The 24,432-nt window shown below is 48.3% G+C and carries 25 protein-coding genes and 1 pseudogene; 12 read left to right on the forward strand and 14 right to left on the reverse strand.

The genetic code is table 11. The annotated features are described in order from the left end of the window. Positions 1–3: 3 nt before the first annotated feature. Both folK and folB read right to left on the reverse strand, forming a co-directional pair. A complete protein-coding gene (gene folK / locus IT774_RS14065; RefSeq protein ID WP_195810319.1) occupies positions 4–504 on the reverse strand; it encodes a 2-amino-4-hydroxy-6-hydroxymethyldihydropteridine diphosphokinase in 501 nt (166 codons plus the stop codon). After that, a complete protein-coding gene (gene folB / locus IT774_RS14070) occupies positions 504–854 on the reverse strand; it encodes a dihydroneopterin aldolase (RefSeq protein WP_195810320.1) in 351 nt (116 codons plus the stop codon). Before folB ends, folK begins: the two co-directional genes overlap by 1 nt. A 123-nt stretch (positions 855–977) precedes the next feature. On the opposite strand from folB, the gene plsY reads away from it, so the two are divergent. Beyond that, positions 978–1,589: a glycerol-3-phosphate 1-O-acyltransferase PlsY gene (gene plsY, locus IT774_RS14075; RefSeq protein ID WP_195810321.1), complete on the forward strand. Its 612-nt coding sequence runs from the start codon at positions 978–980 to the stop codon at positions 1,587–1,589. Positions 1,590–1,613: 24 nt separating this feature from the next. Here plsY and IT774_RS18085 read toward each other — a convergent pair. Both IT774_RS18085 and tsaD read right to left on the reverse strand, forming a co-directional pair. Beyond that, positions 1,614–2,875, reverse strand: a pseudogene (locus tag IT774_RS18085) (alkaline phosphatase family protein). Positions 2,876–3,006: 131 nt separating this feature from the next. Then, positions 3,007–4,020, reverse strand: a complete 1,014-nt coding sequence (gene tsaD, locus IT774_RS14085; protein ID WP_195810322.1) for a tRNA (adenosine(37)-N6)-threonylcarbamoyltransferase complex transferase subunit TsaD — start codon at positions 4,018–4,020, stop codon at positions 3,007–3,009. A 237-nt stretch (positions 4,021–4,257) separates the two neighbouring features. Here tsaD and rpsU point away from each other — a divergent pair, with 237 nt between their 5' ends. The 4 genes from rpsU (at position 4,258) to rpoD (ending at position 8,964) form a co-directional block, all read left to right on the forward strand. Beyond that, a complete protein-coding gene (gene rpsU / locus IT774_RS14090) occupies positions 4,258–4,473 on the forward strand; it encodes a 30S ribosomal protein S21 (protein ID WP_195810323.1) in 216 nt (71 codons plus the stop codon). A gap of 87 nt (positions 4,474–4,560) precedes the next feature. Continuing rightward, complete coding sequence (locus tag IT774_RS14095; protein WP_195810324.1) at positions 4,561–5,007, forward strand: GatB/YqeY domain-containing protein; 447 nt, start codon at positions 4,561–4,563, stop codon at positions 5,005–5,007. 82 nt (positions 5,008–5,089) lie between these two features. Then, positions 5,090–6,871 (forward strand): DNA primase, encoded by a 1,782-nt coding sequence (gene dnaG, locus IT774_RS14100; RefSeq protein ID WP_195810325.1) that lies wholly within the window; start codon positions 5,090–5,092, stop codon positions 6,869–6,871. 251 nt (positions 6,872–7,122) lie between these two features. After that, the gene (rpoD, locus tag IT774_RS14105; protein ID WP_195810326.1) at positions 7,123–8,964 is read left to right on the forward strand and encodes an RNA polymerase sigma factor RpoD; all 1,842 of its coding nucleotides are present in this window, start codon (positions 7,123–7,125) and stop codon (positions 8,962–8,964) included. A 731-nt stretch (positions 8,965–9,695) separates the two neighbouring features. On the opposite strand, the gene IT774_RS14110 is transcribed toward rpoD, so the two are convergent. After that, the gene (locus tag IT774_RS14110; protein ID WP_195810327.1) at positions 9,696–10,784 is read right to left on the reverse strand and encodes a mechanosensitive ion channel family protein; all 1,089 of its coding nucleotides are present in this window, start codon (positions 10,782–10,784) and stop codon (positions 9,696–9,698) included. Between the two features lie 103 nt (positions 10,785–10,887). Next, the gene (gene rimK, locus IT774_RS14115) at positions 10,888–11,793 is read right to left on the reverse strand and encodes a 30S ribosomal protein S6--L-glutamate ligase (protein ID WP_195810328.1); all 906 of its coding nucleotides are present in this window, start codon (positions 11,791–11,793) and stop codon (positions 10,888–10,890) included. A 563-nt stretch (positions 11,794–12,356) separates the two neighbouring features. Between rimK and IT774_RS14120 the strand changes: the two genes are divergently transcribed. Genes IT774_RS14120 through tmpT form a run of 5 tightly spaced genes read left to right on the forward strand, consistent with a single transcriptional unit; the run spans position 12,357 to position 17,203 of the window. Beyond that, a complete protein-coding gene (locus IT774_RS14120; protein WP_195810329.1) occupies positions 12,357–12,812 on the forward strand; it encodes a GNAT family N-acetyltransferase in 456 nt (151 codons plus the stop codon). Between the two features lie 54 nt (positions 12,813–12,866). Next, positions 12,867–13,904 (forward strand): N-acetyltransferase DgcN, encoded by a 1,038-nt coding sequence (dgcN, locus tag IT774_RS14125; RefSeq protein WP_195810330.1) that lies wholly within the window; start codon positions 12,867–12,869, stop codon positions 13,902–13,904. Further along, on the forward strand, positions 13,901–14,908 hold the full coding sequence (gene dgcA / locus IT774_RS14130; RefSeq protein ID WP_195810331.1) for an N-acetyl-D-Glu racemase DgcA: 1,008 nt from the start codon (positions 13,901–13,903) through the stop codon (positions 14,906–14,908). Before dgcN ends, dgcA begins: the two co-directional genes overlap by 4 nt. 30 nt (positions 14,909–14,938) lie before the next feature. Further along, positions 14,939–16,510: a sodium:solute symporter family transporter gene (locus tag IT774_RS14135; protein ID WP_195810332.1), complete on the forward strand. Its 1,572-nt coding sequence runs from the start codon at positions 14,939–14,941 to the stop codon at positions 16,508–16,510. A gap of 45 nt (positions 16,511–16,555) precedes the next feature. After that, positions 16,556–17,203 carry a thiopurine S-methyltransferase gene (gene tmpT, locus IT774_RS14140; protein ID WP_195810333.1) on the forward strand — a complete coding sequence of 216 codons (648 nt, stop codon included), beginning with the start codon at positions 16,556–16,558 and terminating at the stop codon, positions 17,201–17,203. Positions 17,204–17,311: 108 nt separating this feature from the next. On the opposite strand, the gene IT774_RS14145 is transcribed toward tmpT, so the two are convergent. The 5 genes from IT774_RS14145 to IT774_RS14165 form a co-directional block, all read right to left on the reverse strand. After that, positions 17,312–17,860, reverse strand: coding sequence for a YaeQ family protein (locus tag IT774_RS14145; protein ID WP_195810334.1), 549 nt, complete (start codon positions 17,858–17,860; stop codon positions 17,312–17,314). Between the two features lie 304 nt (positions 17,861–18,164). Next, on the reverse strand, positions 18,165–18,455 hold the full coding sequence (locus IT774_RS14150; RefSeq protein ID WP_195810335.1) for a hypothetical protein: 291 nt from the start codon (positions 18,453–18,455) through the stop codon (positions 18,165–18,167). Positions 18,456–18,608: 153 nt separating this feature from the next. Further along, entirely contained in the window at positions 18,609–19,046 is a 438-nt protein-coding gene (locus tag IT774_RS14155; protein ID WP_195810336.1) for a hypothetical protein, read from the reverse strand. A 110-nt stretch (positions 19,047–19,156) separates the two neighbouring features. After that, entirely contained in the window at positions 19,157–20,155 is a 999-nt protein-coding gene (locus IT774_RS14160) for an alpha/beta hydrolase (protein WP_195810337.1), read from the reverse strand. 128 nt (positions 20,156–20,283) lie between these two features. Beyond that, positions 20,284–20,796 carry a flavodoxin family protein gene (locus IT774_RS14165; RefSeq protein ID WP_232365006.1) on the reverse strand — a complete coding sequence of 171 codons (513 nt, stop codon included), beginning with the start codon at positions 20,794–20,796 and terminating at the stop codon, positions 20,284–20,286. Positions 20,797–21,124: 328 nt separating this feature from the next. On the opposite strand from IT774_RS14165, the gene IT774_RS14170 reads away from it, so the two are divergent. Continuing rightward, positions 21,125–21,529, forward strand: a complete 405-nt coding sequence (locus IT774_RS14170) for an MAPEG family protein (protein ID WP_195810338.1) — start codon at positions 21,125–21,127, stop codon at positions 21,527–21,529. A 178-nt stretch (positions 21,530–21,707) separates the two neighbouring features. Here the strand turns inward: IT774_RS14170 and IT774_RS14175 are convergent, their stop codons facing one another. From IT774_RS14175 to IT774_RS14185, 3 genes are all read right to left on the reverse strand, one after another. Continuing rightward, positions 21,708–22,034 carry a hypothetical protein gene (locus IT774_RS14175; RefSeq protein ID WP_195810339.1) on the reverse strand — a complete coding sequence of 109 codons (327 nt, stop codon included), beginning with the start codon at positions 22,032–22,034 and terminating at the stop codon, positions 21,708–21,710. 163 nt (positions 22,035–22,197) lie between these two features. Beyond that, positions 22,198–22,482, reverse strand: coding sequence for a hypothetical protein (locus IT774_RS14180; RefSeq protein WP_195810340.1), 285 nt, complete (start codon positions 22,480–22,482; stop codon positions 22,198–22,200). A 109-nt stretch (positions 22,483–22,591) separates the two neighbouring features. Next, complete coding sequence (locus IT774_RS14185; protein WP_195810341.1) at positions 22,592–22,909, reverse strand: hypothetical protein; 318 nt, start codon at positions 22,907–22,909, stop codon at positions 22,592–22,594. A gap of 708 nt (positions 22,910–23,617) precedes the next feature. On the opposite strand from IT774_RS14185, the gene IT774_RS14190 reads away from it, so the two are divergent. Then, positions 23,618–24,412 (forward strand): class II aldolase/adducin family protein, encoded by a 795-nt coding sequence (locus IT774_RS14190; protein WP_195810342.1) that lies wholly within the window; start codon positions 23,618–23,620, stop codon positions 24,410–24,412. Positions 24,413–24,432 lie beyond the last annotated feature (20 nt).

Raw genomic sequence — 24,432 nt, forward strand, 5'->3', positions numbered from 1 at the left:
CGCTTATACATCTCTCCATGTAAAATCCACCGGCCACAGATGCTGGTCGGCGTCTTCAAATTGTTGCCATAACTGTTGATAGGTTCGCCCGGCCACCGGATGCGTGTCGTCGGGGACCAGTTCGGCCAGGGGTTTTAGTACAAAGGCGTTGTAGAGTATCTCTTCTCTGGGTAACACCACCGGCGTACTGCAAACCAGTTGGTCATAAGTAAGCAAATCCAAATCCAGGGTTCGTGAGCAAAACTTTTTTTCAGTATGAGTACGGCCATGCTCACGTTCGATACATTTTAGCGTGTCGTTAACTTGCGCCACCGGTAATGAGGTAAAGGCCTGAACCACTAAATTGTAAAATGCTGAACCATTAAAACCAACAGCTTCACTTTCGTATACAGAAGAACAACTTATATCACTAAAATGACACTTTAGTGACGCTAAGCCAGCTCTGGTGTGGGTTTCTCTATCAATGTTCGAGCCAACACTGATAAGAATTTTATGTAACGCCATTACCGGCCGGCGGAAATAGTGACAGTGACCGCCTGGGCATCAGCCAGAATCTCCGGTTTGGTGATGGCCAGAGTAATCTGTTGTACCGGAAAATTTTGCAACACTGCTTCGCACAAGGCGTGCCCTAAGGCTTCGAGCAGCTCAAAGGTAGCGCTGGCTGCCTGCTGTTGTACAAATTCGGCGAGTTTGGCGTAGTCAATGGTATCGGCCACCTCATCGCTGTGCCGGGCCTGGCTAAGATCGGCTTTTACCTCAATATCCATCAGCAATGTGGTAGGTCGGGTACGTTCCCAGTCATAAACCCCAATCAAACTACTGACCTTTAGACCCGATATTGTAATTTGTTCCATAGTAATGTTGTGAACCCTGAGACAAAAATGGCCGCAATGCTGCGTGGACAGCCGAATTACTGGCGCATTTGTATGCTTTTTAGTAGTGTGAGGCAAGTGTAACCTGAACCCTGGCAGTATGACATGATCCCAATAATAATTTTGATGGTTGGTGTGGCCTATCTATGCGGCTCGCTGTCCAGCGCGGTGGTCATCTGCAAACTGTATGGTCTGGCCGACCCGCGCACTGCCGGCTCTAAAAACCCCGGCGCCACCAACGTGTATCGGCTGGGTGGTCGCATTCCGGCGTTGCTGGTGCTGTTAATGGATATTTTAAAAGGCACGGTGCCGGTTTATTGTAGCTACTGGCTGGGTATTGAGCCGGTGGCACTGGGCATTATCGCCATCGCCGCCTGTCTGGGCCATATCTTTCCGCTGTATTTTGGTTTTCAGGGCGGCAAAGCCGTGGCAACGGCCTTTGGAGCGATGTTACCGGTGGGTCCTGAGTTGGCCGGACTGATTGTGTTAAGCTGGCTGGCGGCCCTGTTTGTGTGGGGTTATTCGTCGCTGGCGGCCATTGTGGCGGTGGCGCTGGCCCCGCTTTACACCTTCTTTATCAAGCCCGATTACACAGTGCCGGTGGCAATGCTGGCACTGCTGATTATAGTGCGTCATAAGCCTAATATTCAGCGTTTGCAGCGCGGTGAAGAGCCCCGGGTCTGGGACAAACGCGGCAAGCTTAAAAACAACGGCTGACCGGTCCGTCCTCCCCGATACTCGTTATTCCTCGTAACCGGCCTGGCTTTTTTCTGAGCTGACCAGGCCCTGGGCCAATCCTTCCAGTTTTCCGTCTATTGGCGCTATCAACGTTAAGCCCATAATCTGCGCCAGCGCCGGGTACACCTCCAGATTATGTACCGTCGGCAGTTGCGCCCCGGTTTTAAACGCGGGTCCGCTGGCAATAAACAATGCCCCCATGTCCGGATGTTCCGGCAGATAACCATGGCCCCCCGGGCTTACCTTGTCTCCGTCGGCATTCACAAAGCGACGCCCAGCTGTGGCTTGCAGTAGAATATCTCCACTGCGGGTAACCTTCTGCATCCCATAGCGTTGACGTAAGCGCCTGTCCAACACCTGAAACCTTGCTGCAGCCTGCTGACCCAATTGCTGCTGTAGATTATCGATACGATTGGCCGGTGTTTCGGGGCGGGCATAGATGTGCAGTTGTGAGCCTTCGTTGACCCATGCAAAATCTGCCGCATTGAGGTTAAGCGCAGCGATACTTATGCTGTCCTCATTGCGTACATCCAGCATGCCATGATCAGAGACCACCACCAGATTAACGTCGATAGACAATTGTTGCAGCCGGTCGTACAGCTGGCCGATCAGCGCATCCATGGTTTGTACGGCCTGAAAGGTTTCAGCGCTATCGGGCCATAGTCGTGCCCGATGGTATCGATAAGTGAAAAATATCCGGCCACAAACTGAGGACGGGCGATGGCTGGCAGCTGCAGCCAGCTAACAATTTGGTCGATACGCTGCTGATAGTCAGCATGTTTGGAATAGTGATAATGATACGTTGGGGTGGTACCAAAAAAGCGCGCGTCGGCTTCAGGCCAGAAGTAGCTGGCGGTTTTTTTGCCCTGCAATTCAGCCAGCGTCCAAAGCGGCACACCCTGCAGCCAGCTACTGTCTTTATAGCCCTTGCCCATATGATACCGCGCATAACCGTTATCTTCCGGGCGCTGTTTGTCTAAAAATTCGTTGTTTACCACCCCATGATTAGCAGGCAATAAACCCGTGATAAGCGACAAATGATTGGGAAAGGTGTTGGCAGGAAAAACCGGGGTAAGACGCTTTGCCCTGACACCTTGCCTGGCAATGCGGGCCAGTTCACTGGCCTGGTGTTGTTCTATGTAGTCGTGGCGAAACCCATCCAGTGAAATAAGCACCACATGTTGCTCGGTGGCAGGGGTGGCCGCTGCCTCAAAAATACCGGTTATTCCGATAAGGCCAAGCACTACAACAAATAAGCGCAGCATGAATAAGATTCCTTTCTTATAGATTATCTAGTTGGGATTAAAAGCAGCAGGAGCCCTCAGCAGGAACTCGTAGCATAACCCAGAGGCTATGCTGCAACAATTCGATTTGGGGCCAGCGACCTGAATTTTGGTTAAACGGCCGGCAGCGTGTCCAGAGCCCACCGGGGTTTGGCCGAGGCAGACAGCTCGGTGAACTCCCCGGCTTTAAGACGCTGCATGCCGGCATAGGCAATCATAGCACCGTTGTCGGTGCAAAATGCCAGGCTGGGGTAAAACACCTCGCCCTGGAGATCCTTCATCATACTGGCCATTTTGCTGCGCAAACGGGTATTAGCACTGACCCCGCCGGCAATCACCAGCCGCTTTAATCCGGTTTGCTTAAGCGCCCGGCGGCATTTAATCATTAAGGTATCGACCACCGCTTCTTCAAATGCGTAAGCAATATTCGCCTGCGTCTGAGCACTGTTGTCGCTGGCCCGGATAGTATTGGCCGCAAAGGTTTTTAAACCACTGAAGCTAAAGTCCAGGCCCGGCCGGTCGGTCATCGGCCGCGGGAACTTATAATGACCAGCTTCGCCCTGCTCGGCCAGCTTTGCCAGCAGCGGCCCACCCGGGTAATCCAATCCTAGCAATTTGGCAGTTTTATCAAATGCTTCGCCGGCCGCATCGTCCACCGACTCACCCAGCACCTCGTACTGACCAATGCCAGCCACTTTTACCAGCATAGAATGCCCGCCGGATACCAGTAGCGCGACAAACGGGAAGGCTGGTGCGTTATCTTCTAACATCGGCGCCAGTAAATGCCCTTCCATATGATGCACGCCGACTGCAGGCAGATCCCAGGCATAGGACAGCGATCGCGCCACCGACGAGCCTACCAGTAAGGCCCCCATCAGTCCGGGCCCCTGGGTGTAGGCGATCCCGTCCAGATCATTTTTCGTGGTATTGGCATCGGCCAGCGCTTTATTAATCAAAGGAATAATTTTACGAACATGATCACGGGAGGCCAGTTCAGGCACCACGCCGCCATAATCGGCGTGCAGCTTAACCTGTGAGTACAACTCGTGCGACAGTAACCCTTGGCTATCGTCGTATACAGCTACGCCGGTTTCATCACAAGAGGTCTCTATACCCAGTATGCGCATAATGTTAAGATCCGGTTGATTCATTGGAAGTGGAATGAGGCGCAGAGTTTACCGTTATTGCACTGCAGTGGGAATGGTGAAGCTGGGTTTTTGGTACAAATTGTCTATTTTTTGACAATTCCGGCTTTACATTTGGCTGGCGAATGATTAGAATTTCGCACCATTTTTAACCCGGGTGCCCTTTTGTGTACAACATTTCGCCCCGGTCCAACAGCAAAATTTTGAGGTGAGAACTTAATGCCCATCGTTAAAGTTAGAGAAAACGAGCCGTTTGACGTTGCTCTTCGTCGTTTTAAGCGTTCTTGTGAAAAAGCCGGTGTTCTGTCTGAAGTCCGTCGTCGTGAATTCTTCGAAAAGCCGACTTGGGAACGTAAGCGCAAGAAAGCTGCTGCGAAAAAGCGTCACATGAAAAAACTGTCTCGTGAAAACGCACGTCGCGTAAAACTCTACTAAGTTAGTGTTGGCTGTCAAAGGTGTCCATCGGGCACCTTTGTCGTTTTAACAGCCTGTTATTTAAATCTTACTGTCAGGTGTATAAGCATGGCGCTAATTGATGATTTAAAAAACGCGCAAAAAGATGCAATGCGAGCCAAAGACAAAGTGCGGTTGGGCACTATTCGAATGGCTGTCGCAGCGATACGTCAGCGCGAAATCGATGAGCAGATCACCCTGGACGATGCCGCAGTTCTCGCCGTATTGACCAAAATGGTTAAACAGCGTCAGGATGCTGCTGCACAGTATGATCAGGCTGAACGTCCGGAGCTGGCAGAAACCGAGCGCAATGAAATTGCGGTCATCGAAACATTTCTGCCCCAGCCTTTGAGCGACGATGAGCTTAACACGCTTATTGATGATGCTATGACCCAAACCGGTGCTTCTGGCATGCAGGATATGGGCAAAGTAATGGGCTTTTTGAAGCCCAAAGTTCAGGGCCGTACCGATATGGGCGCCCTGAGCGGAAAAATTAAGGCACGTTTGTCGGCCTGATATTCTGGACGCAATCGTCAATGGTTGCGTCCTTCCTTTAGCTTGTTAAAGTAGCTACATTCTTCTTATTTGAATCTTCTTCATGGCCGGAAAAATACCTCGGGATTTTATAGACGATCTGTTATCCAGAACAGATGTGGTCGATATTGTCGATAACCGGGTCAAACTGAAAAAAGCCGGAAAAAACTATCAGGCTTGTTGTCCATTTCATAACGAAAAAACCCCCTCTTTTACCGTAAGTCAGGACAAACAGTTTTATCACTGCTTTGGCTGTGGCGCGCATGGTAATGCGATCTCATTTTTGATGGAGTTTGATCGGCTTGAATTTGTGGAAGCCATAGAAGAACTGGCCCGTCATCATGGACTGGAAGTCCCCCGTGAACAAGGCGGCCCGCCCGCCATGAGCGAGGCTAAAAAGCAGCAACAGGAAGATGATTACGCCTTAATGGAAAAGGTGGCGCGCTTTTTTCAGCAGCAGCTGCGCACCCATGCTAAAAGTGGCCGGGCCATTGAATATCTCAAAGGCCGGGGCTTGTCGGGTGATGTGGTTAAACAATGGGAAATTGGCTTTGCCCCCAGTGAATGGGACGGGTTGTTAAACAGCTTTGGAAACTCGGGAAACCGGGTGCGCCAGCTTATTGACCTGAAACTGGTTAATCAAAATGACCAGGGCAAACGCTATGATTTCTTTCGCGATCGGATCATGTTTCCGATTCGCGATCGCCGCGGCCGGGTGGTTGGCTTCGGCGGCCGGGTGTTACCGGACGAGAGCGGCCCTAAATATCTGAACTCCCCTGAAACCCGGATCTTTCATAAGGGTCAGGAACTGTTTGGTTACTACCAGGCGCGCCAGAAAAACCGCAGTCTTGAACGTATGATTGTGGTGGAAGGCTATATGGATGTGGTGGCGCTGAGCCAGTTTGATATCAATATTGCCACCGCCGCGCTGGGTACCGCTACCACCCCCGAGCATCTGCAACTATTGATGCGTTCCACCTCCCATATTGTGTGCTGCTACGATGGCGATAATGCCGGCCGTCAGGCTGCCTGGCGGGCCCTGGAAAATGCCCTGCCGGCATTAAAAGACGGCGTGAAACTTACCTTCTTGTTTTTACCCGATGGTGAAGATCCCGATACCATGGTGCGCAAAATTGGCTCGCAGGCTTTTGTAAAGCTAACCGATGAAGCTTTGCCGCTGTCCCGGTTCTTTTTTGAAAGCCTGTTGAAAACCCATGAAGTGGGCACCCCTGAAGGCAAAATGGCGTTAAAAGCGGCAGCCCAACCCCTGATTGACAGTGTGTTGGGGGACAATCAAAAGCTATTGCTTCAGGAAGAACTGGCTAAACATACCGGCGAATACGATCGCTTTCGGTTACAAACTGATATCGCCCGGGCCAACCAACGTAGCGATAAACCTGCCAGTAAAAAGTTTGAAGCGATGCACAAAACCCGGCAGTCGCCGGTACGCATGATGATCAGGCTATTGCTTGACCAGCCTGCTCTGGCTACCGAGTGTGAAGATGTGCTGCCGCAAATGCTGGCCAATAGCGGCATCGCCGGGATGGACCTGTTGTTGCAAATTCATCAGTACTGCAGTAGCCATCCTCGCGCAAAAACCGCTCAGGTTATTGAAAACTTCCGTGATCATCCCCATTCTCCTGTCATCGCAAAATTACTGCATCAGGAACATCTGATCAGCGATGATGAGGCAAGTCAGGTGTATGCGGACAGTTTTGCCCGCCTGCTCGACTGGCATTTTGATAGCCGGATTGAAACATTGATCTCGCGCTCACGCATGCAGCCCCTGAGTCGGGAAGAAAAAGAAGAACTGAATTTGTTGATGAAAGAACGTCAGTCACAATAAGTTCTGTCAGACTTTTTTTGGTTAAGAAACATGCCGTAAGCCTAGTAAACATAGCGTTTTTACTGCTATACTGGTCAATTCGCTGCGAGTTTACGTAACAAAGGCAGCAGAGCATTTTTCAATCAATAAAGCCGTAAAACGGTGCTGACAGATGCAGTAACAAAACGACAGCAAGCATGACTGTGCAACGTATAGTGGCGGCCCGGGCGTGCTTTTTTGCTTAACTATTAAATGTGAGAAGTGTAGGTTCTATGGCGCAAAGCAAGCAATCTCAGATTAAACTCCTGATTGCAAAAGGTAAAGAGCAAGGTTACTTAACTTTTGCAGAAGTAAATGACCACCTGCCGCAAGACATAGTTGATTCTGACCAGATCGAAGACATCATTCGCATGATCAATGACATGGGCATTCAAGTGTCAGAGGCCGCTCCGGACTCCGACGAATTGCTTATGCAGGAAACCACTGCGGATGAAGACGCTGCTGAAGCTGCTGCTCAGGCACTAGCCACGGTAGAAAGTGAAATTGGCCGTACTACCGATCCTGTACGCATGTATATGCGTGAGATGGGTACGGTTGAGCTGCTTACCCGCGAAGGCGAGATTGAAATTGCCAAACGTATTGAAGATGGGATTAATCAGGTTCAGTGCTCGGTTGCCGAATATCCAGAGGCAATCACCTATCTATTAGAACAGTGGGATCTGTTCGAAGCCGAAGAGATTCGTCTGAGCGATATTATCTCAGGCTTTGTTGACCCGGATGATGAACGCGATATGGCGCCAACTGCCACGCACATCGGTTCAGAATTGTCTGATGAAGAGCTCAAGGAAGAAGACGAAGAAGACGAAAGCGACAGTGATGACGATGACGACGAAGATGATAGCGGCGTTGATCCTGAACATGCGCGCCTGAAGTTTTCTGAGCTGCGTGAACAGTACATTGTTGCCCGTGATGTTATTGAAACTCAGGGTCGTGCGCACAAAGATTCTCGTAAGGAAATCGAAAAACTAAGCGAAATCTTCAAAGAATTCCGGTTAGTCCCCAAGCAATTCGATCGCATGGTTAAAAACATGCGCGACATGATGGACAAAGTTCGTATTCAGGAACGTCTTATCATGAAGTATTGTGTGGTTAACGCCAAAATGCCGAAGAAAGACTTTATCAAAGCCTTTGCCGGCAACGAGACATCAACCAAATGGTTGAATGCCGCGATTGATGGTAGTCATGGCTACAGTGATACCCTTGGCAACTTCAAAGAAGACATTGAGCGCAGTGTCTCTAAGATGAACCAGGTAGAACAGGAAACCGGCCTGGTTATAGCGGACATCAAAGATATCAATCGTCGTATGTCGATTGGTGAAGCAAAAGCTCGCCGTGCCAAAAAAGAAATGGTCGAGGCCAACCTGCGTCTGGTTATTTCAATCGCGAAAAAATACACCAACCGTGGTTTGCAATTTTTGGATCTGATTCAGGAAGGTAATATCGGTTTGATGAAGGCGGTGGATAAATTTGAATACCGCCGTGGCTATAAATTTTCAACGTATGCAACCTGGTGGATTCGTCAGGCCATTACCCGCTCTATTGCGGATCAGGCCCGTACTATCCGTATCCCGGTACATATGATTGAGACTATCAATAAACTGAACCGGATTTCACGTCAGATGCTACAGGAAATGGGTCGAGAACCCAGCCCCGAAGAGCTGTCTGAACGTATGGTGATGCCCGAAGATAAAATCCGTAAAGTGCTGAAAATTGCCAAAGAGCCGATTTCGATGGAAACGCCCATTGGTGATGATGAAGACTCGCACTTAGGTGATTTTATTGAAGATAGCACCATTATTCAGCCGCTTGATTCAGCCACCGGAGGCAGTCTTAAAAATGCGACTCAGGAAGTATTGGCAGGTCTGACCGCCCGTGAAGCAAAAGTACTGAGAATGCGTTTTGGTATCGACATGAACACCGACCATACACTGGAAGAAGTAGGCAAGCAATTTGATGTTACCCGTGAACGTATCCGTCAGATTGAAGCCAAGGCGTTGCGTAAACTGCGTCATCCAAGTCGTTCTGAACAGCTTAAGAGCTTTTTAGACGAGTAGAATGGTTGCAGTAACATCGTGTTTCGAAAAGCCTGCTTTGTGCAGGCTTTTTTGTGCCTGCCAAAATCTGTTGAGTTTGGTTAGACATCAGCAACCTACCAGCCCTGCTGACCAGTGTCCAACCTCGGGACAGGTTGGCCCGACCTCATGCTTTGGCCACCCGCCACTAAAAAACGATGAGCCTACTGCTGAGTAGCTACATTTTTAATGTATGGCAGTAAAGCAAAAGCAGAATCCTGATAACGCGCACAGGTTGAGGCCTCCACATCCACTAATGTCACCATTTCTAAGCCAAACGCTTTTCAGCCGTGCGTCGCCACGATTTTAATACCCTGGCGGTGACCGTAAACTATTGGAGCCGTATTTTCATTTGCGGTTATAAAACCACTCGATGATATTGAACATATCGCTGTGAGATGTATTCGGGTTAAACCGATCTTTTGCTTAACTTGTTCACCTTGGGGTAGCGCGAAGAGCTTTTAGCTACGCCATTATGACAGCCGTTCCCGCCTCTGCTCATACTGCCTTCCAGCCCGCTCGCATTTAAGCAGGCCTGCGTTCATAACTGGTATACTGACGCTTTGTCTATGCCCACCACCACTCGCTGTTTAAGCTTACCCATCAGACAGCTATCCTTAGCCCGCTCTCATATGCTCGGTGCCTGTTACCCGTGCACATACTGATGCACCACTATATGTCTACCACCCTAGAGTTCCCTCGACTGTAAGCTATTATTTGTCGTCCTCCGGAAACGGAAATTCTTTAATAAACAAGTCGTGTTTTGCGTACGGGATCTCTATTTTGTGTGCTTTGAACTGGTGAACAATTTGACTGTTTAGTATGTCAATCAGCCGCCCCTTTAACGCTGGCTTGTCTACCCAAACCAACAATTCAAAATCTAACGCTGAGCCGCCAAACCGGCGAAACCTGACTCGCGGCTCAGGATCTTTACACACGAGCTCCTCTTGTTGAGCCACTGTCATCAATACGGCTCGCACCAAATCGATATCGGCATGATAAGCCACGCCGATGGGGATCCTGCAGCGAGATTTTTCATGTACGCCGCCGGATTCATTAATTATTTTTGAATTCCCCATCACCGAGTTTGGAATGGTAATTTCTACATCGTCTCGCGTTAGCATGCGTGTACTGCGTATACCAATATGGGTGATTTCACCCCGATCTGTTGAGTCTAAAATAACATAGTCACCCACTTTGTAAGGCGCATCAGCCATTATGAATACACCTGAAAATAGATTTGCCAGGGTGTCTTTGGCAGCAAAGCCAACCGCAATGCCGACAATCCCCGCCGAGGCCAGCCAGGCCGTCATGTCTATATCCCATTGTGAAAATACCACGTAAACAGATACAACAATGATGATGATGCTCAGCATATTCAGAAACAGGGGTAGCGTCTTGCTATTTATTGCTTTGAAGTGTTCCGGGTACTGAGCAAGCCGTTTTAACAGTACCCCACTGGCCTTTAATAAAAAAACCGTCCAAATGATCACCCCAATTGACTTTAGCACTGCAGACTCAATATACAGAATTTCCGCTGTCGGCTTCAAAGTTGTCAGGGCGATCCAAAGACCAATCATCAGAACACTGTAATAGATGGGCGCTCTTAACAGATCTAAAATTTCAGATCCCAAATTAATATCAGAGCGTTGAATCAGTTTCTTCAGGCTCACAATAATGACTTTCTTAAACAGTGTCGCCGCTAAAAAAGAAAGTAAAATTGCAACCGAGGCTTGGATTAGAGAATTGGTACCGAATGCCCCTAACAGGGTTGCAAACGACGACTGTATTTTTTCAAACATACTAACAATCTATTCGTAGAAGTGAGAAAGCGACGATCTTTTCGGTAAAACGTCGGTGACTCTTGTGAAAAGGGTCTGCTTATCATACCTCAACAACGTTTCTTTAGCCTTTGCCCTGTGTCCGAGTGCGATATGGCTTTGCATTTTTTTCGATAAACTGAAATACCAAATCAGCCACATCTTTCTTTGTTGCCGTCTCAATACCTTCTAATCCAGGGGAAGAGTTGACCTCCATCACCACGGGCCCGCGCGAGGAGCGCAGTATATCAACACCACACATATTCAGGCCCATAATATTGGCTGCGGCAACGGCAGTTGCTCGCTCTTCTTTGCTCAATTTTACTAATACTGCCGTGCCTCCTCGGTGCAAATTAGAACGAAACTCACCTTCGGCGCCCTGGCGCTTCATAGCAGCAACCACTTTGTCGCCTACCACAAAACAACGAATATCCGCGCCGCCTGCTTCTTTTATAAATTCCTGGATAAGGATGTTGGCCTGAAGCCCCATGAAGGCTTCTACAATTGCCTCTGCGGTCTTCGTCGTTTCAGCAAGCACCACGCCTATGCCCTGCGTGCCTTCTAGCAATTTGACGACACACGGCGCCCCGCCAACATTTTTGATCAAATCTTTTATATTGTCTGGTCTGTTCGCAAATCCGGTTCTGGGAAGGCCTATGCCTTTTCTCGACAGCAGCTGCATTGAGCGTAATTTATCTCGAGAACGGCTAATTGCAACAGACTCATTAATGCTATAACTACCTGTCATTTCAAACTGTCTGACCACCGCGGCACCATAAAATGAAATAGAGGCACCAATGCGCGGAATGATCGCATCGTAGGCGGGCAGCTCTTGCCCTTTGAGTCTTACTGCCGGATGGTTACTGGTAATATCCATATAGCAATGCAAGGTATCGATTACATCAACTTGATGACCTCGAGCTTCGCCGGCTTCTTTCAGGCGGCGAGTTGAATATAGTTTTTTATTTCTTGATAGGATTGCAATCTTCATTTAATTTCCCTTTGCCAACACTTGCAGGTGGAATTTCCGTTACTAATCATTATAGTTGGGATATTGCAATGTACATAATATATGACATTTACCTCCTGTAGTGATCAATAAATCTGCTTTCCCTTTTAGCTAATTTCTTTGCTTTAGCCGGTAGTAGTCTTTCCTTACATTGGTGCGCTCTTTCTCAGTGGTGTTAATTCATCAGGCTGGCCGCCACGTTATACGTCAACACCCGGGCGCTGTGCCAGCGGGCCTTTTTGAATAAACTTCAGGCCAAAAAATAACCCATAGTTCGGTCAGATGTTGGTACCAGAGGCCTGATTTGAAGCGGCAGCCTATTTCTAGCAACAGAATTAAAATTCTAAGCGCCTACCTCTGGACGCCTACGTATGGACACCCACTTTCTTTTCGAAAATCATTCTGCGGCGTGTTGTATTAACCACCCATAAAGACAGATGAAGGCGACGAAGACGTTTACCCTCTGGTAGGCTTATCCCCTACCCCGAAAAACAGTACCAATCGCATTAGCGACCAAAAAACAACGAGAACCTAAGGATCCCACAATGATTGAATGGCAATGGGCGCAACTGGATAACCTGACACCCCGGGCGGTGCATGCGATGTATAAGTTGCGACAGGCGGTATTTGTTTTAGAGCAAACCTGTTTGTACCCGGATATTGATGAAGATGATTTAAGCGCTTACCACCTGCTTGGCTGGCAGGACGGTGAACTGGTGGCGTATGCAAGAATACTGGCACCCGGGACCAAATATACTGAACCGGCAATGGGCCGCGTATTAACGGTAAATACACGCCGGCGCAGCGGCAGCGGCAAAAAGCTGGTAGCCGAGGCCATCAGACGGAGTGAAGATGCCTTTCCGGATACTGGTTTGCGTATTTCGGCCCAGGTTTATTTGCTGGCGTTTTACGAAGCATTTGGCTTTAGCACGGTAGGCCAGCCCTACGACGAAGATGGTATTGCGCACATCGAGATGGTGCGTCCCGCCACCGGCACTTAACTGTAAGACTTTGGTGGCGGCGAAGGCGCAGATATTGTGTCACCGGCGCCAGATATGGTAAAGCTAACAGCAACTTTATCAATACAGGAAAAACACCGCGTGCTGCAGTCTCCCTATTTACTGTTTATTGGCGATGCCACTGATCCGTTAAGTATTAAAATGGCCCGTAGCGCCGCTGACTGGCGCCCGGAAAAGTGTGTGGGTGAATATCGCCTGCCCGGGTGCGAGGTAAGCACAGGTTGTCCGTCCCTGTCGATTGACGAAGCGGTAGAGCTGGGGGCTAAAAGTTTTGTGCTGGGCTTTGCCAATAGCGGCGGGCATTTGGACGCACGCTATCTTGAGCATGTACTCAAAGCATTAGACGCGGGCCTGGATATTGTCAGTGGCCTGCACGATAAACTGTCCAGCTACCCGCAACTGGTTGAAAAAGCCGAAGCGATGCAGGCGCAACTAATAGACATTCGTCATCCAAGCACCACTTTCACCACCGGTACCGGCAAACGCAGGCAGGGCAAACGGCTGTTAACGGTGGGGACAGATTGTTCGGTTGGCAAAATGTACACCTCGTTGAGTATTGCCAGACACCTACAACAGCAAGGAAAAGCCGCGACCTTCCGGGCCACCGGCCAAAGCGGCATTCTGGTGGCCGGAGAAGGTATTCCTATCGATTGTGTGGTGGCCGATTTTATCAGTGGTGCGGCGGAATCGTTAAGTCCCGACAATGACCCTGAGCACTGGGATATTATCGAAGGCCAGGGTTCGTTATCCCATCCGGCCTTTGCCGGTGTGAGTCTGGGATTATTGCATGGCTCCCAGCCTGATGCGCTGATTGTGTGTCATGCACTGAGTCGCACTCATATGCGAGCCCTGCCCCACCAGCCTCAGCCTACCCTGGCCCGGACTATCGAGCTGAACCTGGCTGCTGCGCGCCTGACTAATCCGGAGGTGTATGTTGCCGGTATTGCAGTGAATACCTCTTCGGTCAGCGATGAGCAAGCGCGTGACTGGTGTGAGCAGACCCAAACGAAGCTGGGACTGCCATGTGTGGATCCGGTCCGCCATGGGGTAAGTGAACTGGTAGCCGCATTATGAGCCTGACCCTTGAAGCTAGTCATGAACGCCTGCCCCTGGCCCGTGAGTTTCGTATATCCCGGGGTGCTAAGACACACGCCGATGTGATAGTGGTGCAGCTTCGCTGGCAGGGCGTTACCGGTCGCGGTGAAGCCGTACCCTACGCGCGCTACGGTGAAACCATAGAAGCAGCGCTGAGCGAGCTGAACCAGCTTGCCCCCCAGTTAACCCATATCGATGATCACGCCCGTTTGCCTCAGCTTATGCGCGCCGGGGCCGCTCGCAATGCGCTGGACTGTGCGTTCTGGGATCTTATCGCTAACCACCGGCAAACCCCGGTAAGTACCCTGACCGGTCTGACGCCTCCCACACAGTGCCTTACCGCGCAAACGGTTAGCGTAGGTCCGGTGGAGCAAATGCAGCAGGAAGCTTTAAGCCTGGGTCAGGCGGGTCTCATTAAAATAAAGCTGGACCCGCAGGATGTGGTCGCAAAAATACGGGCGATTCATCAGGTTTGCCCTGACAGCCAGTTTATTGTTGATGCCAATGAAGGCTGGAGTATGGAATTGCTTAAAGAGGTGGCGCCCCAGCTCAAAGCGCTGAATGTCGCGCTAATCGAACAGCCTCTGCCCGTGTCCGACGATGCGGCGCTGGAGGGATATGAGTGTCCGGTGCCCTTATGTGCTGACGAGTCATGCCATACCAGTGACAACTTAAGCACATTAAAAAAGCGCTATCAGGCGGTGAATATCAAGCTGGATAAAACCGGCGGGCTTACCGAAGCCATATCCCTGTACAACTCTGCCAAAGCATTGGATTTTAAAATCATGGTGGGCTGCATGGTCGCCTCTTCACTGGCGATGGCGCCGGCTTTTTTGCTGTGTAGTGGCGTTGATTTTGTTGATCTGGATGGCCCGGTATTGATTAAAAGTGATCGCCCTGACGGCTTTGAAATTCACCACGGGGTTATGCGCCCTTCTACCAGGTTATTATGGGGTACGGGCATCACCAATCACACACCTTAGTTATTGACCCAAACCACAGGGATGTGACTCATGACCACACTGGATTATGTAATTATCGGCACGTATTTGGCGGGGCTGTTGGTACTGGGGGTAGGCTTTAGAAAACAATCTGACAAACAGGATTATTTTTTAGGCGGGCGTACCCTGTCCTGGCCCGCCCTGTCGTTGTCGGTAATGGCGACCCAGCTATCGGCCATCAGCTTTATCTCGGCCCCGGCATTTGTAGGCTTACGTGAAGGTGGCGGACTTATCTGGCTGTCTTACGAACTGGCCCTGCCGGCCGCGGTGGCCATTTTACTATGGCGACTATTACCAACCCTGCATCAGGCCGGCGTGGTAAGTGTCTATGATTATCTTGAGCGGCGCTTTGCCCGCTCAACCCGTCTGCTTATTAGTCTGGTGTTTCAGCTTAGCCGCTCCTTTGCCACCGCCATCATGATTTACGCCATCTCATTAATACTCCAAGGTACCATTGGCCTGGCGCAGTGGCATGCCATTACCCTCATCGGAGTTATCACGCTGATATACTCTGCCTTGGGCGGCATGAAAGCCGTGGTCTATGGCGATGCTTTGCAAATGGTCCTGATTGTGTCTGGGGCGGGGCTGTGTTTGTTGGTTGGGCTTGATGCTATGGGCGGCATGGCCGCGGTCATTAATCAGGCCGACCCGGCGCGACTGACCACCCTCAACCCGCAAGGTCTGGGGTTAAACGGTTCTGATTTTGGGCTGCTGCCCATGCTGTTTGGAGGCATCGTGTTGTATGCCTCCTACTATGGTTGCGATCAGTCTGAAGCCCAGCGTTCGTTGTCTAGCCAGAGTGTGGGAGACTTACGCAAACTACTGATTAGCGTTGCTCTGCTACGCTTCCCGATTACCGCTTTGTACTGCGCCACAGGCCTGGTGATCGGCACCCTGTTTTTGTCTGACTCACAGTTGATGAGTCAAATTCCAGCCGGTGAACCCGACTGGATGATGCCCGTTTTTATTGTTGAATACCTGCCCAGCGGGATGGTCGGCTTTATGGTGGTGGCGATTATGGCCGCCGCCATGTCCTCACTAAGTTCAGCAATAAACAGTCTGGCGGCGGTAAGTGTGGAAGATATCTGTCGGGTAACCGGTCAGCAGCCAGACAACCGTCAGTACCTGAAACAGGCCCGGCTGGCCGGAGTAATCTGGGGCTTGATAACCCTCACTCTATCCCTTTATGCCGGCGATATTGCCCCTACCGTAATTGAAGCCATCAATAAAATTGGGTCGGTTTTTTACGGCCCGGTACTGGCCACTTTTTTGCTGGGTATTCATAGTAAGCGGGTTACCGCGAGACAGGTTAATTTTGCACTGCTGGCCGGGGTTGGCTGCAATACCACGCTGTGGCTGACCGACAGCCCGCTGTTCTGGTTCTGGTGGAATGTCACCGGCTTTGGGCTGACCCTTCTTACCGGGATGCTTTTGCGTTACTGGCGACCCGCCGCAATTGGGCGTAAACTGGAGTCGGTTCGCGGTGCGCCGGCCAAATATCTGCTGATGCTGGTCTTGTGGAGTCTGATTTTATTGGCTTTTTGTATCTGGCTTTCGTGGTGGCTTTCCAAATTAACCGCCTGAGTGCGAACAAGTATCATCCACCCTGTACACGCTAAAGAGGTTATTATGGAACACGAGTTTTGGCACAAAAAGTGGCAGGAAAACGACATTGGTTTTCACGAAGAACAATACAACCCCGGCCTGGTCAACCATCTCGACAAGCTGCGCCTGGCCCCCGGTAGCCGTATTCTGGTACCGTTGTGCGGTAAAAGCCTGGATATCCGTTATCTGATGGAGCAAGGCTACAAGGTGGTGGGCGCCGAGCTTAGCGAACTGGCGGTAAAGCAACTGTTTGAAAGCCTGAATATCACTCCGATGGTGGAAGATCGCAGCTGCGGTAAGCTGTATACAGCTCAGGGCATTCAGGTATTTGTGGGTGATATATTCACCTTACAAGATCACCACCTAAGCCAGATAGACGCCATCTACGATCGCGCTGCTCTGGTGGCCCTGCCCGAAGACCTGCGGGCCGGATACACCACCCATCTGCGCCAGATCACCCACCATGCCCCGCAACTGCTGATTTGTTTTGATTATGATCAGAGCCAGATGACCGGCCCGCCATTTTCGGTGAATGCAAAAGAAGTTCGCCACCATTACGAGGCCCACTATAAGATGGAGTTAGTACAGCAAAGCGAGGTGAAGGGTGGCCTGAAAGGTCGCTGCCCCGCCACCACTAACATCTGGATATTATCTCTGAACACGATGGTGTGAGTTGAAGTTTGACTCAATCCGGGGCCGGTAACGCACAAGGGGTTAGTGGCTTGTCGTTATACCCAGAACATACGGCAGGAAGGCACGGGCCTACCTGCCTTGTCAGTTTTATAAATGCTGTTGAATGTTTACTTCTATACATTCGCTGTTCTCAGCGCTTTCGATGGTTAACCAGATTTGGCCGTCCTGAATCGTGACCTGAATTTGCATCGAACGCCCTACTGCGTTAGCGAGTGTAGCCGATAGCGATTCTGGTAAGGTAAACACCGACAGATTTTTCTTAGTCTGTAATTTATTTTGTTCCTTTTTCCACCACACGTCAAAGCTTCTGTCGGCATAGGAGTAAATCATCATCTGCTGACTTTGATTACAGCCCTTTTTGATACGTTGCTCAGAAGGTTGGCCTAACTCAAGCCATAGTTCGATTTCGTCGCTGAAACTTTTTTGCCACAAATCCGGCACTTCGTCATCAGATAAGCCTTTGGTGAACTGTAATTGCTCGTGGGCATTGACGATAAACGCAACAATCCGCAGCATCATCCGCGCGTCATTTTCAGAAGGATGCCGCGCAATTGTTAAGTTGTGATCATGGTAGTAATTGCGGTCCATATCGGTGATGGAAATATCCGCTTTAAAGATGGTTGCTTTAAGAGCCATGTAAATCCTGCATAATCTGCTAAGGCAAACAGTACTGTGCCTGATGGCGACATTAGGTAATGTTACCGAAGATAACGTTGTATTGCAGCGTATGGTATCAATTAATCGGCCTCTGCGCTCTGCCTCATAAACCTCAGGAAAATGCTGCCTATCGCCCGATAAGTGCAGGCAATTTGGTGATGGGTGGTATGTGTGTCAGAAAGTATGATTGTGGAAGTGAGCAAAATGCAACTGATTGACCACTACAGAAGCCGCCCTACGTGTATGTGTCCCAGCGAACGAAGTGAGTGACTTAATTTTTTTGTTATATGCCATCGTTTGATACTTCCACAAAAAAACCACTAACCTTTTGACCTTTAACTCTTGCGCACCACCGTTTATAAAATGGATACGCTACTAAGGCCATCATAACGCCATTTACAACCGAAATTGCCGGTGTCGCTATCACTGAAATTAAATCTACAATGGTCGGCTCGCCAAAAAGCGCAATAATAAAAATAAGAACTCCAAATACTAACCCACCTATAAAGTTGATAGTTGCAGATATTTTTATGAGTGATTTTAAACTGAGTTGAGTGTGAAAAATTCTAGCCATAGGTTTCTGGTCCTAAGTGGCACATAACGCCGCGCTCTGCGGTAAATTTGGAGCGCAGGCATGTGGGCTAAAATACGAACGAAGTGAGCAGCCCACATGTTTGCGTCCCAGCCCGCGCAGCGGGCGAACTTAATTTTTTTTCCAGCACACTTTCTACTGCCGCCATAACTTTACTGTGCCCAATAAATAAAACGTACCATAAATACAGCATATAATTGAGCTTACTAACCAAAAGGTTATTGAATTTTGGTGTACCACAGGGTCTGAAGTTAGAAAGGGACCAACTAAGCCTGCGATACCACGCAACAAATAGATGGCAGTAATTAAAGCTAAACAGGTTTTTAGTAGTGGTAATTTGATGATGATACCTGCACCAGAAAAAGCATATAAGCCCCAGCCAGTAAGAATTGAAGCAATTACCAAAGTTGCAATTGCGGGGTAAGGGTCGCCCTGGGCAGCGAGTTGAGCCATGCGTTGACCAGCACCAAAAAAGAGATACCAGTCAGGGCCGCCGAAAATACAACTAATGTGAAGTAGTGCAGCCAAGATGCTTAAACTGCCAGCGATTATTAGTTGATTATTCTTGTGCATTCAAATTCCTTTTGGCACATAACGCCCTGTTAACAGGCTAAATATTGTTGGCTAAAATTAGCGAAGAAGGAGCCAATGCCAAGAGTATTTTGTACTTGTATAACAGATTGTTAGCTGCTGTTGTAATGGTTTGAAAGACCAAATAGCCACTTTTCTATTTTGCTGGCGTCTTTTTGACTGAAAACCATTAGGCTTGAATGTGCTCGATTTTCAAATATTAGCTTTGTTAACTGCTTATTGTTGACCGACGAAAAGTAACTTGGCGGTGAAATTGAGTCGACATTCGAATTTATTAACAATGCTGGTTTACTGCTTTCAATTAAATTTATTAATAAATCCGTTTCTTCTAAAGTAACTGATGCTTCATTCATTGTATGGGTAACAATATCATCTACTCTATCAGAAAATAAACTGCTCAGTTTGGGAGCCTTATTTGGTAAATACTCTTTTGCGGCAATGTCGAATCTCATCATAGGAGCTAGTAAAATAGCTGCATCTACATATTCAGATGATATTAAGTTGCTTGCCGTTAGAGTTCCCATTGAGTGCCCAACAACAACTGATAATTCTTTGTCACCTTTTTTATTTGCTAATTGACTGAGCAGTTGAGAAAGCACCCGATGTTCTTTAGAACCGAAAGCAAACTTTTCTTGTGATTCGCCATGACCAAATAAATCAGGGATGATCACTTTCATGCCGAGCGCCCTAAAATAAATAGCAGTAGCTATCATAACTTCCTTTTTGCCGCCATATCCATGCAACAATAGAGCTGTCCCCTTGAAACGATTAAATGTATCAGGAGTCATTGTGTGAGATACCGTATTCTCTACTCCATTACCTACTGCGTGGAGGTTGTAATAAACAGAACTACCCACAGGAAAGTTTTCAGAAAGGTAAGGGGGTGCTGCAAGATATTGGATACACTCCTTTGAATTATGTGAACAGAATTCATGTTTTGTGAAACCAATTTCTTCAGGTTTAGCTTTGATAAATTCTGCCTCTGATAGATAAACATCAGGATTAGATATTATGTAGCTTCCAATTGAAGTACAGCCCGATAAGAACTGAGCGAAAATAATTAGGAAAACTAGTTTAATTTTGTTGTTCATCTTTACTACAGTACTTTAAGTTACTCACGGAACTCTGCTTTGGCAGCTAACGCTTACAATAACGGGAAAAGCTGAGCGACAGCGAGGCTTTTTCCCAATGAGTGAAACGAACGTGGCTTATTGTTTTGTTATGTTTCGTGGTTGATTGCTCCTGCAATTTTCAAAACCCTCCTCGCAAGAGATTGGGCACTTTTAAGGTCTGCTCCATCCACAACTCCATCGGTGCTGCACGCAGTTACACCAACCTGACAGCCTAACCGATTAATTCCTTCACTTGAATTATTGTAAGGTGTATCTAAACCGACCCACACCATACCATGCTGACTTGCTAGTACCGTTAAATAGTGAAGAGTTGATGACTGATCACCGTTTAAACCAGTGCCTGAAGTGATCCCAGCAGCAATCTTATCTGCCCATTTTTGATTTGACCAGAAGTCACTTGTTGCATCTGCGAAAGCTTTGAATTGTGCCGCTACGCCACCCATGTAAGTTGGTGAGCCAAAAATGATGGCGCGGCATTCGTGTAAATTTTTGAACAATTGGTTGTTTATGAAACGACCTTTGATAATTTCTTCACCAGATATCTTGTAGTCAACTACATTGGCATTACCCGCCAATAGTTCAGCTTTTACTGCTGACATCAATCTTCCAGTTACATCTGTGTTAGAGAAATAGACTAGCCCTATCTTCATAATTCATTTAGTCCATCAAACTGGAAAGAAACATAACGCCTGAGCTTACCGGCATATTTTGAGTTGCCGCAGGCAACGAAAAATATGTCCGAGTACAGCGATTTGTTAGGCGGCAGTCCTCCACGACCCCTGGAGCTCTCCCGAAACTGCCGACGCGGACGTATTGTTCTGCCACCGTACCCTCGTCATCAACTGTGTCCAGCGCTGTGCGATGCGTGGCATCTGTTCGGAGGCTGTGTACGTATAATAAATGCAATTTAAAATACTAGGAAAGATTATGACCGGATTCATTGCAGTGGTGCTTTACGTCGTATGGATACAACTTCTCGCGCTGTCTTACGCATTCCCTCGCGTGCCAATGGCGCTTTTCGGAGGCCGCAAGTTCTCAGACTGGGAACGCGCTGAGGTCAACCGCGACCCGGCCTTCATGGTTCGCGCCAAGGGCGCGCACCTGAACTGCGTGGAAAACTTTCCGCTTTTCGCAGGCGTAGTGGTGGTTGCCGCGCTCATGGGCAAGAGCCCCGTGGTAGATAGTCTTGCGATGTTCATCCTGCTTGCGCGCGTGGGGCAGAGCCTGTCACATCTCATAAGCACTGCCCCGGCGTTTGTGCTATCACGTGCTACGTTCTTCCTTGCCCAGGTCGGCATGATTTTCTGGATTTGCTTTCAGCTCATCGTCTGACTTTGCCCCTGGATGGGGGCGCCCGATACAGGACATCCCGTGATAATAGGGCCGAACCCGGCCGCCTAACACCCACATAAGGGGCAGTAATGCGTGGGCTAAAATTTGAAGCGTAGCGACAGAACCCACGTGTTACTGTCCCAGCGAAGCGCCTTAATGTGATTGTTATACGCAAAAGCTAAAGGGCACGAAAAACAGCCTTTATTTGCTCATTTGATAACGGACCATACTTATCCTCACACATAAAGCAGAAATGAGCACCAGCTGATTTACCAAGCTCTTGAAATAACCTCAACTCGGACGTTGTATAGCCACCCTCAAAAGTTGGAATTAAATGGATAAGAAAAACTGGCTTATAAATTTTATGAATTAGTTGGCAATGCTTACTCACTACCTGCTTCAGAGAGATTTTTAATGCCCTCCAATCACCGAGCAATGTTCGTGAGTTTGATAATTCATTGCACAAAGTAATTTCTTCGTGCTCATCACCAAATATTCGGCTCACAAATCGGTCTTGATAAACTTTAATGTAAATTTTTCTACGAAACTTCATCTTTGCGAATAACGCTTTGCCAATGGGCAAATGCGAACGTTGTTGGGCGAAGCCCAGTGAGTAGTTGTCCCAGCCGCGCTTTTTGCGGCGATATTAGGCAACTTGTTATATAACACTACGGCCACTGAACTTGCCCCATTAGGTCTTTGTATGATGCTAAAGCGCACCATATCGAAACCGCTAAATCCTGTTTCCTAATTAGAACTTGATATAGAAACACTGGTAACAACCACAGCAATAATATTGCCACTTGAACGAAAATTGCAACGATAACAAATTCTCGTTCACCACCCAAAGCTAGAAGCGCCACAAAAACATTTAGGATCAAGAGCACCCAGATAGCTTTCTTTGCATCCGATTTTATAATTGTGATTGATTCAGATGGTTCTTCGTTGCGCACTTGATTCCCTGTGTTATATAACACCCGCATTTGGGGCCGAAGTGAAGCTCAGCTGAACGGAGGTCCCAGCCCCGCAGGGGCGAACAACATGCGCTTGTTAGGTGTGGTGCTACCATGGGCGAACACCCTTTTTAGCAGGACTCACGCCACCTGTTTCTAGATTTACGATGAAATCCAAACCAATCCAGTTTCCAGCTATAAGTTGGCCATCTTTTACATGAATATCCATGTAAGCTTTATCCTCATTTGGAGCACCCGCTGGACACTCTTGGATTACCCAGGCAAGTTTGCCATCTGTTTTATAAGCCTCGATATTTCTATTTAGTTTCTCACGAGGATAATTTGCAAGTACATTATCGGAAGGATAACGCCTGATTATTTCCAGGCCTTCAATTTCAATTTTCTGTTTGATATTGCCGCTATCCATGAGTACACCTAACATCTTATTATGTAGACCTCACAGTAACACGCATCTACTGTCACTGTTATTCCCTACAATCCTTTGTTCTATTTCAACAGCTTACTTTAAATATTTAGCCTATTGCTACTGAATTTTTGCGTGTAACTAAGACTTCTCAGTAACTCTAGTCTTATTCAGAAATAAAAATAATATTTATCAACACTTTAGACTTAGCCAAAGCCGATTTTATGCACTTATTGAGACTTCAGCGTAATCACCTACCCCATACTGAACCAAAACCCAGACATAATTCAGGCTACAGCGCGCATCCTGCGATTTTATAATGTGTGTTACTAAGCAGTCTCAGTAATTACATATCAGATAAAAATTTGAGATATTTGATGACTCAAAGCCCGTTTCTTAATGACATACGCAAAATAATGAGAACCAGGCAATATTTTATTCAGACTGAAAAACCTGACTTCTATGGTTAAAGCAATCTATTCTTTTTAACTAAAGCGCCAAACTAAAAACATCACAAAGCAAGAAGCTACTGCTTTTCTCACTTACTTCCCACTAACAGGCATGTGACGCCAACACCCCAAAATCTGGCATTGTGCGCTATTCTATTTACTAACAAGCACCTAGGTTATTCCCTTTTGTACTATAGCCTATAGCCGCGTTGACCTTGTACGGCCTACCTCGGTTTGATACTTTGCATAGCACTTTCTTTCGATGACGAAACTAAAAGAGAACCGTCCGGTGTTTGAATTACCCCATGAAAGTTTAAAAAACTCTGTAAGTGAAGCTGAATGGCAAACCCGTATTGATCTGGCTGCCTGCTATCGACTGGTAGCAGATATGGGCTGGGGCGATCTTATCTATACGCATATTTCAGCCAAGGTGCCGGGCAGCAATCATTATCTGGTGAATGCCTTTGGTCTGATGTTTGATGAAGTAACCGCCTCGAACCTGGTCAAGGTAGACTTGCAGGGCAATATTCAGCAAGACACGTCTGCCACCATCAATCCGGCGGGCTTTACCATTCACAGCGCCATTCATGAAGCACGCAGCGATGCAAAATGTATTGTGCACCTGCATACCAAAGCCATGATCTCCGTGGCTTCATTAGCCGGAGGCTTGCAGCCCTGGAGTCAGTATTCGATGTTTTCGCTGCCCTCATTAAGCTATCACGGCTATGAAGGGCTGGCAGTGAATGATGATGAACGCACGCGCCTGCAACAAAACCTGGGCGAGACCAATCATATGCTGCTGCCTAACCATGGCGGCCTGACATTAGGCTCCACCATCGGCGATGCCTTTATGCGTTTTTACGATTTGCAGCGCGCCTGTGAGATTCAGCTTGAGTTGATGAGCGTTAATGCTGAGGTCATTCCTATTCCGCAGGAGATTGTCGATAACATCTATCAGCAGGCCAGCGTAGTACATTCAGGCGAAACCGGTGGGCAGAAAGCCTGGCCCGCCCTGTTACGTAAAGCCTGGCGGTTAGATCCTGGCTTTTGTAAGTAACCGGCACTGCCCCCGAACAC

This window comes from Salinimonas marina, assembly GCF_015644725.1.
GTDB lineage: Bacteria > Pseudomonadota > Gammaproteobacteria > Enterobacterales > Alteromonadaceae > Alteromonas.